Origin of the sequence: Candidatus Phycosocius spiralis, from assembly GCF_030158815.1 — a bacterium.
Classification (GTDB): domain Bacteria; phylum Pseudomonadota; class Alphaproteobacteria; order Caulobacterales; family Aquidulcibacteraceae; genus Aquidulcibacter; species Aquidulcibacter spiralis.
The window spans coordinates 48,008-62,358 of the sequence record NZ_BPFZ01000010.1 but is presented as its reverse complement, the minus strand read 5'-3'; the positions used below and the strand labels follow the sequence as shown (position 1 = coordinate 62,358).

At 52.9% G+C, this 14,351-nt stretch carries 16 protein-coding genes; 7 read left to right on the top strand and 9 right to left on the bottom strand.

The genetic code is table 11. From position 1 onward, the window contains the following. Positions 1 to 14 precede the first annotated feature (14 nt). Both PsB1_RS08490 and PsB1_RS08485 read left to right on the top strand, forming a co-directional pair. Positions 15 to 812, top strand: a complete 798-nt coding sequence (locus PsB1_RS08490; protein WP_284360445.1) for a ComF family protein — start codon at positions 15 to 17, stop codon at positions 810 to 812. Then, positions 805 to 1,644: a CPBP family intramembrane glutamic endopeptidase gene (locus tag PsB1_RS08485; protein ID WP_284360443.1), complete on the top strand. Its 840-nt coding sequence runs from the start codon at positions 805 to 807 to the stop codon at positions 1,642 to 1,644. Before PsB1_RS08490 ends, PsB1_RS08485 begins: the two co-directional genes overlap by 8 nt. On the opposite strand, the gene PsB1_RS08480 is transcribed toward PsB1_RS08485, so the two are convergent. Both PsB1_RS08480 and PsB1_RS08475 read right to left on the bottom strand, forming a co-directional pair. Next, positions 1,566 to 2,717: a pseudouridine synthase gene (locus PsB1_RS08480; protein WP_284360441.1), complete on the bottom strand. Its 1,152-nt coding sequence runs from the start codon at positions 2,715 to 2,717 to the stop codon at positions 1,566 to 1,568. The two genes, PsB1_RS08485 and PsB1_RS08480, sit on opposite strands and share 79 nt — an antisense overlap. Positions 2,718 to 2,849: 132 nt before the next feature. Further along, positions 2,850 to 3,986: an RNA methyltransferase gene (locus PsB1_RS08475; RefSeq protein ID WP_284360439.1), complete on the bottom strand. Its 1,137-nt coding sequence runs from the start codon at positions 3,984 to 3,986 to the stop codon at positions 2,850 to 2,852. Between the two features lie 124 nt (positions 3,987 to 4,110). Between PsB1_RS08475 and PsB1_RS08470 the strand changes: the two genes are divergently transcribed. Further along, positions 4,111 to 5,325 carry an NADP-dependent isocitrate dehydrogenase gene (locus PsB1_RS08470; protein WP_284360438.1) on the top strand — a complete coding sequence of 405 codons (1,215 nt, stop codon included), beginning with the start codon at positions 4,111 to 4,113 and terminating at the stop codon, positions 5,323 to 5,325. A 55-nt stretch (positions 5,326 to 5,380) separates the two neighbouring features. Here PsB1_RS08470 and PsB1_RS08465 read toward each other — a convergent pair whose 3' ends face one another. The 4 genes from PsB1_RS08465 to lgt all read right to left on the bottom strand — a co-directional run bounded on the left by PsB1_RS08465 (position 5,381) and on the right by lgt (position 9,210). Beyond that, the gene (locus PsB1_RS08465) at positions 5,381 to 6,313 is read right to left on the bottom strand and encodes a ribose-phosphate pyrophosphokinase (protein ID WP_284360437.1); all 933 of its coding nucleotides are present in this window, start codon (positions 6,311 to 6,313) and stop codon (positions 5,381 to 5,383) included. A gap of 100 nt (positions 6,314 to 6,413) precedes the next feature. Then, on the bottom strand, positions 6,414 to 7,241 hold the full coding sequence (gene pgeF / locus PsB1_RS08460; RefSeq protein ID WP_284360436.1) for a peptidoglycan editing factor PgeF: 828 nt from the start codon (positions 7,239 to 7,241) through the stop codon (positions 6,414 to 6,416). A gap of 6 nt (positions 7,242 to 7,247) precedes the next feature. Then, positions 7,248 to 8,345, bottom strand: coding sequence for a class I SAM-dependent methyltransferase (locus PsB1_RS08455; protein WP_284360435.1), 1,098 nt, complete (start codon positions 8,343 to 8,345; stop codon positions 7,248 to 7,250). A 4-nt stretch (positions 8,346 to 8,349) separates the two neighbouring features. After that, a complete protein-coding gene (lgt, locus tag PsB1_RS08450; protein ID WP_284360433.1) occupies positions 8,350 to 9,210 on the bottom strand; it encodes a prolipoprotein diacylglyceryl transferase in 861 nt (286 codons plus the stop codon). Positions 9,211 to 9,424: 214 nt separating this feature from the next. Here lgt and PsB1_RS08445 point away from each other — a divergent pair, with 214 nt between their 5' ends. From PsB1_RS08445 to PsB1_RS08430, 4 genes are all read left to right on the top strand, one after another. Further along, positions 9,425 to 9,739: an accessory factor UbiK family protein gene (locus tag PsB1_RS08445; protein ID WP_284360432.1), complete on the top strand. Its 315-nt coding sequence runs from the start codon at positions 9,425 to 9,427 to the stop codon at positions 9,737 to 9,739. A 91-nt stretch (positions 9,740 to 9,830) separates the two neighbouring features. Next, positions 9,831 to 10,340, top strand: a complete 510-nt coding sequence (locus PsB1_RS08440; protein WP_284360431.1) for a type III secretion system chaperone family protein — start codon at positions 9,831 to 9,833, stop codon at positions 10,338 to 10,340. A 5-nt stretch (positions 10,341 to 10,345) separates the two neighbouring features. Further along, complete coding sequence (gene proC / locus PsB1_RS08435) at positions 10,346 to 11,152, top strand: pyrroline-5-carboxylate reductase (protein ID WP_284360429.1); 807 nt, start codon at positions 10,346 to 10,348, stop codon at positions 11,150 to 11,152. Between the two features lie 32 nt (positions 11,153 to 11,184). Then, on the top strand, positions 11,185 to 11,802 hold the full coding sequence (locus tag PsB1_RS08430; RefSeq protein WP_284360428.1) for a hypothetical protein: 618 nt from the start codon (positions 11,185 to 11,187) through the stop codon (positions 11,800 to 11,802). Here the strand turns inward: PsB1_RS08430 and PsB1_RS08425 are convergent. From PsB1_RS08425 to PsB1_RS08415, 3 genes are read right to left on the bottom strand one after another with little or no spacing between them, the layout of a single operon-like run. Continuing rightward, on the bottom strand, positions 11,791 to 13,101 hold the full coding sequence (locus tag PsB1_RS08425; protein WP_284360427.1) for an ATP-binding protein: 1,311 nt from the start codon (positions 13,099 to 13,101) through the stop codon (positions 11,791 to 11,793). The genes PsB1_RS08430 and PsB1_RS08425 overlap by 12 nt on opposite strands. An 18-nt stretch (positions 13,102 to 13,119) precedes the next feature. After that, positions 13,120 to 13,815: a response regulator gene (locus PsB1_RS08420; protein WP_284360426.1), complete on the bottom strand. Its 696-nt coding sequence runs from the start codon at positions 13,813 to 13,815 to the stop codon at positions 13,120 to 13,122. Next, positions 13,815 to 14,336, bottom strand: coding sequence for a helix-turn-helix domain-containing protein (locus tag PsB1_RS08415; RefSeq protein WP_284360425.1), 522 nt, complete (start codon positions 14,334 to 14,336; stop codon positions 13,815 to 13,817). Before PsB1_RS08415 ends, PsB1_RS08420 begins: the two co-directional genes overlap by 1 nt. Positions 14,337 to 14,351 lie beyond the last annotated feature (15 nt).

Genomic DNA, 14,351 nt, shown 5'->3' with positions numbered 1-14,351 from the left:
GAGGGTCACACTTCATGCGCGCACTAAGGTTGCTAGGAATGGGCTTGGGTCGCACCTGTGCTGATCTCATTTGGCCGCCTCGTTCCTTATTATCGCAAAATCGCGTAAGCTGTGCTGGCACCATGGAATATGATTTGTGGCGGGCATTAGACTTTTTATATGCCCCCGGATGCAACCGCTGTGGCATGCCAATTGTAGAGGCCACAAGCCCCGATATCCAATGTCCCGCCTGTATCGCTGATCCACCGGTTTACAACCGGGCACGTGCGGCCTTGGCCTATGATGATCTGTCTAAGCCTTTAGTTTTGAACTTAAAGCATGGTGCGCGTAAAGACGGTTTGCGCGCTTATGCTTCTTGGATGCTCGAAGCCGCACCATTTGTTTTGGAGGCTGATCAAATCGTCCCGATCCCGCTGCATTGGACCAGGCTTTGGCAGCGGGGATATAACCAAGCCGCTTGGTTGGCGAGCTCTTTAGCCGCGCGCAGCGGGGGCCGCTATCAGCCGATGCTCTTACACCGTCATCGACGAACGCCCAGCCAGAATGGCCTCTCCGCCGGTGGGCGCAAGCGCAATGTAGCCGGCGCCTTTAAAGTGACAGAGCGCTTGGATGGTCAGGCCATTTTGTTAGTTGATGATGTGATGACCACGGGCGCGACTTTTAATGCTTGTGCCGCGGCCTTGCGCAAAGCTGGCGCTGCGTTGGTCGATTGCGTGGCTCTAGCGAGGGTGGTGCGCCCCACCGCTATTGAAGTGCCAACACCTAGGTTAAGTAGGCAGTTGAGCATCGGGGCCGGGGTGGTTGATGACTAAAAATCCTACCAAAGTCGCGCGCCGATCTATGGGTATCACAATCTTGGCAGGCATCAGCGTTTTTGTGGTGTGGCAATTAAGCCTGCTCCAACTTCAATCTGTGGCAAATTTTCTTCAGTTGCAGAACCTAGCCCAAGGTGCGCCGCGTGAAGCTGCTTTAGCACTTTTGGTGATGGTGGGCGGCTTCGCGCCAGCCTATTTGGCCTTGATCGCTTGGCGCTTTTGGGGTGAGAAGCGTCAGGTCTTGAGCCTTTTTACCGGGCAGCGGCAATTTCGCTGGGGGCTTACTTTAGCCGCTGGTAGCGCAATGGTTGCGCTGTCATTTGTCAGTTCAGCCTTGGTGAACTCAGACAGTTTAGACCCGTTTTCTGAAAGGCTTGTGGCATTTTCCATTCTTGATTGGATGATGCTAGCCTTGGCTTATGGCGTTGGTACGGTAGTTCAAGCCAGCTTTGAAGAGGTCTTTGTGCGGGGTTGGTTGCTGCAACATGTCGCCCCGATATTTGGCCACGCGTTTTGGGCGGTTTTGATCACGTCCTTGGTGTTTTGCGCTTTGCATTTTGGCGCGCCAGGATGGTTCACCTATGCGCTGACCTTCGCGATGGGCCTCGCGTTTGGCTATTCGGTGGTACGTCTCAACGGATTAGAGGCCGCTATAGGCGCCCATGTTGGCAATAATTTTGTCAGCGCCTTATTTGGTGGAGCGATGGTAAGCGGCAATCCTGAGACCATTAGCGTGCAAGAGGGATTGGCCTATGGCCTATATCTCGTGGGCTTTCTCGGTTTGGTTGAAATCTGGGCGCGTTTGTTGCCATCTGGACGCAACCCATGAGGCGGTATAGGCTTCTCACTAGGCTTTGTTGGACGACCAGACCGACTTTTGGCTTTACTGGCTTCGCGTCGCGGCGCTTCTTCGTCCAACAAGCTAACCCTAGTTTTGGCAGACTTTGGTTGTGGCTTGGGTCCACGACGCCCGATCTTGACAGGTGGGGCTACTGCTAAAGCGGGCCGCTCTGGGCGTTTGGGGCGGTTGGTGTAGCGCGCAGGCGGCTCTGGCATCAAGGGGCCCAGCATTTCCTTTAGCGCCGCTGGGGCCACTTCTTCTACACTACCCGGGGGCATTTTGCCTAATTGAAAGGGACCATAGGACACTCGGATCAAGCGATTGACCTTAAGGCCAATGGCTTCAAGGACGCGACGAATCTCTCGGTTTTTGCCTTCCCGGATCGAAACCGTGATCCAAGCATTGGCGGTCTCGGCACGGTCAAGGATTGCCTCTATGGGGCCATAGGTGATACCATCAACCTTTATGCCATGGGCAAGTTTAACGAGCTCTTCTTGATTGACACGGCCATAAGCGCGCACCCGGTAGCGGCGTAACCAACCCGTCGATGGCAATTCGAGCGCGCGCGCCAACTCACCATCATTGGTCAAGAGCAATAAGCCTTCTGAGCTTAAATCCAATCTCCCAACCGAAATCACACGCGGTAGATCTTTGGGCAGTTGGTTAAATACGGTTTCGCGCCCTTGGGGATCCTTATGGGTCGTCACCAATCCATCGGGCTTATGATAGCGCCACACACGTGTGGCCTCTGGGCTATCAATCTGGCGGCCATCGACAACGATGTGGTCTTGGCCGGTAACATTAAAGGCTGGGCTTTCGAGTACAACCCCATTCACCTTAATGCGTCCGTCTTCAATCCAGCGTTCGGCTTCACGGCGTGAACAGAGGCCAGCGCGAGCCAAGGCCTTGGCGATGCGCTCACCTGGTTGCTCCTTAGGGTGCTCTACAACAGTGGAAGAACCCGCAATGTCTGGCTCATTTTGTGCCGCTTTGCGCTGCCAGGGCTTTGCATCATCCGTGCTTTTGGGATGCTTGGAAGCACGAAAGGGATCATGTGTCATCGTTTCTTCGCCTCGCAGCCCTCACGGGCGGCTTTCGCGCGACAAAGCTACGATCAGCTTGCGCGCTTGATCTAGTGCCCCTGATTGCAGGAAATGACTGGAAAGTCGAGTGCGGGTGGCAATGGGATCTTTTCAAGTTCCGAAATAACGCGCATCTTCGATCAAGCCATTTTGTAATTGAATGATCCAAGCGCCCATTTTACCTTCGGCATTTTGGGTCAAGACAATGCCTTGCCTGAAATCAAAAACACATTCTATGAGAATCACGTTGCGCGGCCCTTCGCTGATACTGGCGTTGGGGATTTGTAAGCTGGCCAAAGTAGCAGTATCGCCGCTAGAGCGCGCGTTCAGCCAAGCCGTCATAGTCGCACGATGGGTTTCAGCATCGGTTTCTAACGCACGGCGGCGCGCACCCCCAGCCAAGGATCGCAACGCGCCACGCATAAGGCTGACTTCGCCCATGGTTAGGCGCGCGCGCACAAAGGCATTGCGCATGGTTTCAATCATCGTGCCTTTACGGTCATTGGGCCAGAAAAAGCGCGTGGTGTCTAATTCTTCAACCCAGTGCTCAAAGAAGCTTTCAAAGGCGGCGCGCGGTGCGGTGGGTTTTTGTTCGATGCTCCACCCCGGTGGTGGGCCATCTGCTTCTGAAAGACTGGCCCACTCATAGCACAAGCAGGCAACCGATTGGGCTAGGTTCAAGCTGGGGAAGCGCCCATCGACTGGAAAAGTCACCAAAATATCTGCCCCAATGATGAGATCATTATCAAGGCCAGAACGCTCGGAACCAAACAAGATCACAGGCTTTTCCCCGCTCTGCATGGCCTCACGGATGCGCGCGACAGCTTGGCGTGGGCCAATCAAGGGCTTATCCACTTGTCGCGGTGTGCCGGTGGTGGCGATGACAAAGGTCTTTTCGGCAATGGCTTCACTAGCTGTTTCAACCACTTGTGCGCTTTCAAGTGGCCATTCGGCCCCACTGGCCATTACCCACGCTTTTGGATTGGGCCACACATCGCGCGGCTTAACCAGAATGAGCTCTGAAAACCCAAAGTTTGCCATCGCGCGCGCTGCAGCACCTATATTCTCCCCCATCTGCGGCGCGACCAAGCAAATGGCAGGTGCAGTACCCCAACCAGGAAGGGCAGCTTGATCGGCTTTGGACAAAGGGCCATTGGGCCCGATCCCTACAGGCCTTGTGCCATCCAACTTTGGCTTTGGCGGCTCCCATGGTCGCGGTGGGGGCGTGATTTGAGTATCTTTACGCATCTTGTCGCTGTCACTCTTGTTCAAAACGTCTTTTCCATAACGCTGGAGGTGCTATAGCCCACCCAACCGATTTGCGGACATAAGAGTTGCAGCCCACGTCTTGGTGGGCCAGTAGGGGAAAAAAATGGCGAAGATAAAAGTTGCTAATCCAGTGGTTGATCTTGATGGCGACGAGATGACCCGCATCATCTGGCAAATGATCAAGGATTATCTGATCACCCCTTATCTGGACCTTGAGATTGAATATTACGACCTCTCGATCGAAAACCGCGATGCGACCAATGATCAAGTGACCATTGATGCTGCAAAAGCAATCCAAAAACATGGGGTCGGGATCAAATGCGCCACCATCACCCCCGATGAAGCGCGCGTTGAAGAATTTAAACTTAAGAAAATGTGGAAGTCGCCAAACGGCACGATCCGCAACATTCTGGGCGGGGTTGTTTTCCGCGAGCCGATTATTTGTTCCAACGTTCCCCGCTTGGTACCGGGCTGGACCAAGCCCATCATCATTGGCCGTCATGCGTTTGGAGATCAATATAAAGCAACAGATTTTAAAGTGCCGGGCCCTGGCAAGCTATCGATTAGATTTGTGGGCGACGATGGTCAAGTGATTGAGCATGAAGTGTTTGATTACCCAAGCTCTGGTGTTGCTATGGCGATGTATAATTTGGACGATTCGATCCGCGACTTCGCCCACGCCAGCTTTGCCTTTGGTCTTTCGCGCAAATATCCCGTCTATCTGTCAACCAAGAATACGATTTTGAAGGCCTATGACGGCCGCTTTAAGGATATTTTCCAAGAGGTATTTGATGCCGACTATGCAGCTCAATTCAAGCAATTGGGTCTGGTGTATGAGCACCGCTTGATCGACGACATGGTGGCTTCAGCAATGAAATGGTCGGGCGGATTTGTTTGGGCATGCAAAAATTATGACGGCGATGTCCAGTCGGATACGGTGGCACAAGGCTTTGGCTCTTTGGGCTTGATGACCTCGGTTCTGATGACCCCAGATGGCAAAGTGCTGGAGTCTGAAGCCGCCCATGGCACCGTCACCCGCCACTACCGCCAGCATCAACGTGGCGAGCAAACCTCTACCAATTCCATCGCCTCGATCTTTGCATGGACCCGTGGTCTCGCCCATCGTGCAAAATTAGATGACAATGGGGACTTGATGAAGTTCGCCCTCAAAATGGAAGAAGTCGTGGTCGCAACTGTGGAAGCTGGATTTATGACCAAGGATTTGGCGCTGTTAGTAGGCGATGAGCAATCGTGGCTCTCAACTGAGGGCTTCTTAAAAAAGGTTGCAAACAACTTTGAAGTGGCGATGGCTGCTTAATACTCGATGGGGTTATGATCACGCTTTCAGCTAAGCAAGCTGGAAGCGTGGTGCCCTAATCAAAAAGCTTCGAGACGCTTTCTTCATTGGCGATGCGGCGAATCGCTTCGCCAATTAGGGGTGCGACCGAAACACTGCGCACTTTGCTGGATTTAGCAAACCTGTCGCCATGCTCGATGGAATTTGACACAACCAATTCTTTCAAAGCCGACGCATCGACCCGGTCAAACGCGCCGTTCGATAAAACACCGTGGGCGACATAAGCAGATACAGAAGCGGCTCCTTGATTCATCATTGCAGCTGCTGCATTACATAGGGTTCCAGCTGTATCAACAATGTCATCAAACAAAATACAAGCCCGCCCAGATACATCGCCAATGATGTTCATGACTTCACTTTCGCCAGCACGTTCGCGGCGCTTATCCACGATGGCAAGGTCAGCTCCCAGCCGATTGGCCAAAGCCCGCGCACGAACTACACCGCCGACGTCAGGAGAAACGATCATGAGATCATCAGTCTTGTAATTGGCGCGTATGTCAAGCTCCATCGTATTGGTGATGAACAAATTGTCGGTTGGAATGTCAAAAAAGCCCTGGATTTGGCCTGCGTGCAATTCCATAGTTAACACGCGGTTGGCCCCAGCGGTGGTTACGAGGTTTGCGACAAGCTTGGCTGAAATGGGGGTGCGACCACCGGTTTTGCGGTCCTGGCGGGCATAGCCGAAATAAGGCAAAACCGCAGTAATACGGCGGGCAGAGGCACGGCGAAGCGCATCCATACAGATCAATAATTCCATCAAATGGTCATTGGCCGGGGCGCTGGTGGATTGGATGATGAAGACATCTTCTCCACGTACATTCTCGTCGATGGTGGCGAAGATTTCATTGTCGGCAAAGCGGCGTACCTGCGCGCGCGTCAAGGGTACGTCAAGATAATCAGCAATCGCCGTGGCCAGATGTTGATTGGCGTTGCCAGCGAGCAATTTCATGAAGCTAGACCCCGTTTTTATGTAGCGCGCTATACTTTAACGCATTTGCCATTGGGGTTCGATTAATCAGTGACATGCCCAGATGCAAGTCTGGAGCCTGTTATCGGAGGATGCGAATGGCAGAAATGTTTCGCCCATAATCGACTTCACCTGCCAAAATGCGACGGCGATTGGAGAAAAAAAGCGCTTCTTCTTTGTAGGTATCTTGCGCCATGATATCGACAGCACCAATTCCAAGGCCGCGAAGTCGTGCAGCGCAATAGCGCTTAAGGTCAAAGTGGGAGCGGTCATCGGATCCTGGAATAAAGAATCTTGCATTGCCGGAGTCAGCATCCATGAAACGTGCAACAAACTCGGGGCCAACTTCATAGCTGGCTTGCCCGATGCATGGGCCAATGGCCGCAACAATGCGCGAAGGCGAGCCACCTAATTTAATCATTTTCGCCATTGTGGCTTCTAATACGCCCCCCAAAGCGCCTTTCCAGCCAGCGTGGGCTGCGGCAACAATCCTAGCAGAGGGGTCGGCAAATAAAACAGGTGCGCAATCGGCTGTGAGAACAGCGGGCGCAATCGACGGGCAACGTGTAACGAGAGCGTCAACCTGGGGGCGATCACCAGGAAATGGGCCATCAACCATCAAGGCTTCCGCGCCATGAACCTGATAAGCCGACAATAATCGCTCTGGTGATACGCCGATATGGCCCGCCACCCGGCGACGATTTTCCAGCACCGCTGCGGCGTCGTCCTTGGATCCTGGTCCGCAATTGAGGCTTTCATATAGGCCTGAAGAGACCCCGCCTCTACGTCCATAAAACCCATGCTCAAAACCCGCCAATTGCGACAACATCGACGATCGCACAGGTTCCAATGCTTGAGGCACGTCATAGTGCAATCCATCTGACCGAAAAGGTATGGCGAGGTTAGGCATAGGTATTTACGATCCTAATGGGGGCCCAGGACAAGGGTTTAAAGGGGAATCTAAACTCACGACTTGAAATAATTGGCCCATATGCGCTTCCCCGATCAATCTTTCTACACTGAGACTCAGCTCAGATTCGCAGTGAGGGTTTGCACGAATGAGGGCGTCACGACGGGCTTCTATGCCAAGGCTGCATAGGAATTCGCGTTGGCTGGTTGGTCCTGATGTTGTTAGGCCGAACTTTTGGGCAAGGTTTAACAGTGCTGCAAAGTCCACATGGGCTGTGATGTCGGCTTCGCCAACATGGTCGAGTGGGTTTATGTTGTGATGTCGATAAAGCGCCTGCAAAGTGTCGCCCGAAGCAGTGTTTGGATCTCCATAATCCATGATCAGTGCGCGCCCACTATGGATCAATAGTCGGCGGGCGATGCTATCCATCATGCCTTCTAGGCCTGGTGCCATCTCGCGGACAACACCAATCGTATCGTCGGGGTGTGCGCAAGTGGGCGGGTGCACCAAAGCGGGCCCAAGGCCAAAGGTCAAACGACCTGCGCCATCAAGCCCCACTAATTTTTCATGCCAACCCGTTTCGCCCAAGATGAATTGGCGTATCGGCAGACAGTCGAAGAACTCATTGGCCAGGATTAAACTGGGGCCAGATGGGACTTCTTCTAACGTCTCATGCCAGTGCGCGGTGATGGATCCCAGCGCGCGGCGTTGACTGGCGCGTAAATACGGGTTGGTCTCAACCAGTTGCACATCCGCCGCCTCCAAAAACCCCGGCACTTTGGTGCACACACGCACGACGTCAGCGATCAAGCTGCCCCGGCCTGGCCCTAATTCGATCAAGTTAAACGGCGTGGGACAGGCAAGATCAAGCCAGCTTTGTGCCAACCAAAGGCCAATTAACTCGCCAAAAATCTGACTGATTTCAGGGGCTGTGGTGAAATCTCCAGTACTACCCAAGGGTTTTTGCGTACGATAATAGCCTGCTTCTTGGTTATACAAGGCTTGCGCCATAAAGACATCAACCCCAATAGGGCCGGTGTGGGCGATCATCCGCGCGATACGCACCTCAAGCTCGGTGGCTGGCGCGCGCGCGGGCTCCGTCATGGGTTTACGCGCTGGGGTTAGATTGGGAATTTGGCTTTCGAAGGCTGACCACAATCAATATGCCAATTCCGATGATGATCATGGGCAGGGAATAGAACTCACCCCGGGTTAAGTTCAAAATCAAGCTTGCATCGGGCTCGCGAAACTGTTCTCCAATCCACCGCATTACGCCATAGCCGGTTATGAACACACCCGTCGCAAGGCCCGGTCTATGCAGCATCTTAAACCGCGCCACGCCGATCTGGAGGATTAAAAATAACACGATACCTTCAAGACCTGCTTGATACAATTGGCTTGGGTGGCGGGCCAAGGCATCGGGGTCACTTTTGAAGATGAAAGCCCAAGAAACGTCCGTTGGCCGACCCCATAATTCCTGATTGATGAAATTCGCGATGCGGCCGAAAAATTGCCCAATGGGTGCTCCGACAGCGACAGCGTCGCCCAAAGCCAGAATAGATTTCCGACGCGCTAGAGCTACGCCAATGACCGCCAAACACACGCCCAGGAAGCCACCGTGGAAACTCATGCCCCCTTCCCAAACACGCAGGACCGAGAGCGGGTCACTCAACATCTCAGGTCGGTAAAGCATCACGTAGCCAATGCGCCCACCAAGCAGGACGCCTAAGGTCGCATAGAAAAGAAAATCATCGATATCTTCTTCATTCAGCGGCGATACCCCACCCCAAAGGCCGGGCTTATTGACCAAGCCTACAATCATCCGCCAGCCAAGGACCAGGCCCGCAATATAGGCTAAAGCATACCAACGCAGGCCAAATGGGCCTAAAGTAAAGCCCCCTAAATCCAATTGTGGCAGTTGAAACACAAAGGGCGAAATGTCAGGGAATGGAATGGCAAGATCGAGCATGGCTCTACTTTAGAAACAAATAGGGGCTGATGCAAAGCCCATGCAACAGATGAATTGCTCCAAGTCTGGGCTATGATGCGATGGTTGGCATTGCCTTGTCATCTTTAACTTTCTCAACGAGGCCATTTTAAGTCCTGAGTGCTATCGACATCATAAAATCTGTGCTATAAATAAACGGATAGCGTTGTTGAGTTTCAGCCGATATAAGGTATCCATGCAAACAAAAAACCCATTCTTTGACGAATTTTCAAAATTGGCCACCAGTGCTGCTGGGGTTGCACAAGGTTTAGGTGAGGAAGCTCGTGCATTCTGGCGCTCTCAGATGGAACGTGTCCTCGCGGATATGGATTTGGTCCGCCGTGATGAGTTTGATGCCGTGAAAGACCTTGCCGCAGCAGCGCGTGCTGAAACCGAAATTCTCAAAAGCCGATTGCTGGTGTTGGAATCCCAAACCGATCAATCGGGCAAACCCGCAGCGAAAAAGCGTACCCCCAAAAAAAGGGCACAAACAGCTCAAGCAAGCAGATAGCGCTTGCAGCGCATCGCGATTCCGCTCAACCATGCACACAATGAGGTGCGATTCGCCCCTTATCCGTCAGCGAACCACCGTGGAGGTTACCATGGATCGCCAGTTTAGGCTTCATGAAGAAGACATTTTCGATGACGCAGATACGCTCGACACTGTTGAAGCAGTCCTAACATCAGACTCCAAGGCCTATGAACGTCTCGATGAGGAAATCCACTTTGCAGCGTCTATGACTTATTGTGACTTGCATGGCTTGTTTCTTGCAAGAGAGGATGTACCTTCTTTGGCATTAAGTCTGATGTTCGACTTAAAGACCCCTCGAATGCGACGCGGGGATATGGCTAATTTGTTGGTTTTACTCAATGAGGCCTTATGGCTAGGTCATTTTGAATTATCTTCAGAGGAAAATGCCTTATCTTGGCGGGCTGTTCTACCCTTGATTGGGCGTGTTACGCCAGAGCCATCCGAAGTGGCGGCCATTCTGGCTGCCGGGATTGAGGCTTGTGAACGTTACTACCCAGCGTTCAACTTTTTGTTGTGGGCCGGCAAATCACCCGAAGAAGCCGCTCAAGCCGTGTTGTTTGAGACTGCCGGAGAGGCCTGAATTCCATGAAAAATCGTATAGCCCTGGTCGGGGGCGGCCGCATGGGTGGTGCTATGCTGCGCGGCTGGGCGGATCTTGCCGATACGATGGATTTTGTTGTATTCGAGCCTACGCCATCAGCAGAGATTGCAAAACTGATCGAGCAGCATGCATGGACGCTAAATCCCGATCCCAAAGGGCTTGCACCATTTGACTGTGTGGTTTTGGGGATCAAGCCACAACATTTCACCATTGTGTGCGATCAAATCGTCCATGATTTGGTAGATGAGCAGACCATTATGGTATCGATCATGGCAGGAATTGGCACCAGCAAGATTGCAGAAATGACCCATGTCCAGCATGTAATCCGCGCCATGCCTAACACGCCGGGCCAAATTGGGAAGGGCATTACGGCCTATTGGTGCGTCCCAAATGTTCCATTTCGAGGGCAAGCCCTTGCAATCAAGCTGTTGTCGCCATTGGGTCGTGTCGAAAAACTGCAACATGAGGAGCAATTGGATGCGGTTACCGCTGTTTCGGGCTCTGGTCCCGCATACGTTTTCTTGTTGGCCGAAGCCATGGCGGCGGCCGGGGAAGCTGAAGGACTTGAGCGCGGCTTGGCGGAGCGCTTGGCTTGGCAAACCGTGATTGGTGCAGGCGCTTTACTGGCTCAATCCGGCCAAAGCCCACAAGCATTGCGCCGCGCGGTCACAAGTCCTGAAGGGACCACAGCGGCCGCGACTGAGGTCTTAACAGAGGGTGGTGGTATCTTTACCTTGGTTCGTCGTGCCATAGAAGCAGCCGTGCTCCGCTCTCGCCAAATAGGGAAGTAGCCACTGTAACATAATCGCCTTATATGGGTTGCATGAGCCAGTTTCAGCCCAAAACTTCGCCTATCTTAGAAGCTCTAAGTGACGCGGCATTGGCGGTATGTGCCACGACCCCATGGTCAGAGGTATCGCTCATTGCCCTATGCAAGGAGGCCAAGATTAACTTGGCAGATTGTGCCGATGCAGCCGTTCAAAAAGCCACGATTGCAGCCTATCTAGACCAAGGCTTAGACAGACATATGTTGAAGAATGCCTCAGAATTGATGCTGGATCACAAGGTGGCAGATGGCTTATTTGATTGTTTTATGGCCCGGTTTGATGGCATGGAGATCCAGCGTTCGGCTTGGGTTTCAATCTTAAAGGCTGATGCTTTGGACCCCGCTGCCAGCTTCGCAAGGGCCACCAGGCGAGCCAGAACATCTGCTTGGGCTTTAGAGGCTTTGGGCGTTGACACGACCATGATGTGGGCATGGTTTGGCGTCCTTGATCTGGCGCGAAGGTTGAAAAAGATGGAGACGCTTTGGCTCGACGATGGACCTGATCTCTCCAAAACCATGGCGGGTTTGGATCAATCCCTCAAAGAGAGCGAGCGTTGGGCAAGCCATGTTGCTGGGCTAGGTGCTTATTTTAAGCGTCAACACCTAAATCGGTAGTCTTACTGATGCCCGTAGACCACCAAGTTCTGAGCGACCCAAAGTGAGGTGACCGCCATGGGACCTCGCGGCGTCCCGTGCCAAAGCCAAGCCCAGCCCCACGCCTTTGCGGTTTTGATTGCGGGCAGGGTCAAGGCGTGAAAATGGCTTCAAGGCTTCATCATAATCTTCAGATGCGATGCCAGGTCCATTATCATCAACATGAAGATAGATTGCATCCTCGCTTTGGCTGGACGCCAGTGTAACTTCATTGCCAAATGACAGCGCGTTCTCAACCAGATTGGACAGACAGCGCTTGAGTGCGATTGGACGACCCGTTGTTGGCAAACTAGCTGCAAGTCTTGAACCGTCAACCAAACGGCCAATGCGCGCGGCGTCTTGAATGATGTCGCGCGCGATTTCTGCCAAATCCAAGGGTTCAGGCTCTTCAGCCCATTGGCCTTCGGCGAAAGCCAGATATTCACCCAGCATTGCTTCCATTTCCACAACGTCTCTTCGGGCCTCCTCAATATCTTTTGTCTTAGGCATCATGGCGAGTTGGAGTTTGAGGCGGGTAAGGGGGGTACGTAAATCATGGCTGACGCCGGCGAGTAAATTGGTGCGCTGCTCGATATGGCGCTGAATGCGTCCGCGCATTTGCAAAAAGGCTAAAGTGGCGCGGCGTACTTCTGCAGAGCCTGCTGGCCTCAATTCAACATGCTCACCCCTGCCAAATCGATCAGCAGCATCGGCCAAACGTTCCATTGGGCGCACTTGATTGCGGATGAATAAAACTGAAACTGTCGCCAGCAGGATCGTCGCTCCAGCGAGCCAAACGATGAATATACCCCCGGTGGAGGCAAATACGCGGTCCCGATATGCTAAAAACCTTAATACCCCGCCATTTACTTCTACCCGGATGTCAACATAATCGGGGTAGCGTGTGGTATCAAACCAAAATCTTTGCCGTAACGAGCCTGATAAAGCACGCCGCAAGGTTCTATCAAAGGCGGGGATAACGGCTAATCGCTCACTCTCAGGCAGATTGGCTTTGCTTTGGAGAGCGACGGAAAGCCTTAGGTCCGCGCGGGCAAATTCGGTCACACGGGTGAGGTTTTCAGGGGAAGGGTTTTGGTTGTAAAGGTGGGTGATCAGGGCCACATCTCCTGCGGCTCCTTCACTTAAGCGGCGGCTGACTTGTTCCCAATGGAGATCAAAAAACAAGTAAGTTACAACCATTTGCATGATGGCAACTGGTAAAACAATGATGAGCAGTGAGCGGGCAAAAAGGCCGCGGGGAACCAAGGATTTTAAATCCATGCTAAGTGGCTCCAGTATCTATGCATCATGGATCAATCGATAGCCAAGCCCGCGCACCGTTTGCAGATAGACAGGCTCTGCCGGGTCGTCTTCGAGTTTACGCCGCAGGCGCGTGACTTGGACATCGATAGAACGTTCAATAGCTACGCCTGCTTTGCGCGCCAATTCTTCCCGTGTGATGGTAGCACCGGGTCTTGCAGCAAAGACACGCAATAAATCTTTCTCAGTATCGGTTAGCCGCACCAAGACACCATCGCGGCGTAGTTCATCGCGGTTATGATGCCATGAAGCGGAACCAAAGTTTAAAACGTATGCTGCAGGGGCTGGGCGCGCCCGCTTTAAAATGGCACCCACGCGTAAAGCTAATTCTTCAGGTTCAAAGGGTTTAGCCAGATAATCATCCGCCCCAGCGGAGAGCCCTTCAATGCGCTGTGGGGTATCGCCGCGCGCGGTGAGTAAGATAATGGGTGTATCGCCTTGCCAGCGCACCGCCCGTGTCAGAGAAACACCATTTTCTCCAGGCATCATCACATCTAAAATGATCAAGTCAAAACTCAAAGCATCCATCAATTTGCGTGCATGCTTGGCGTCATTGGCGGTCGTGACACTATAGCCAAGTCCGGTTAAATAGCGCTGGAGTAGGGTACGAATGCGATCATCATCGTCTACCACCAATAAATGGGCGGGTGTGTCGGCATGGGGGGAAAGCGCCATCAGCTTGTGGGTCCCGATCGGCTGGGTGGATTTTGGGTTTGGGTCAGAATTGTAAGCACTTTGTCGCAGCCAGCAACTGCTTCACTACCGGCGCCTTTATAGGCACCTGCGAGGCAAACCCGCAGAGCAAGGGCAAGATCTTGAGCCAAAACCAACCCTTCTTGCGTTAAAGTGACGAGTTTACGCCGCCCATCTTGGGTATCATTGGTGCGTAAAATCAGACCTCGGCCTTCTAAAGCCTCCAGCGTCTTCAGTATGGTTTGCTTGGTTAAATCTAAAGCCGTTGCCATGACCAAAACCGGGATTGATTGTCCCATCGCTTGCAATAGACAACGAGTTTCTGACCAGGTTAGCCCAAATGCTTTACGCTGGGCTGAGGTCGCTGATTTAAGCTTTTGGGCTGCACCCAAAATCATGGATACACCATTATCGAGTTCGTCTTCGCGTAGGTAAAGCCTTGGGGTGCCCGCCGCTGCGTTGCTTGATCTGGTAAAAGTGCCGAGCGAAGAGTTGACAGTCATGGCTGGTCCGAGAGA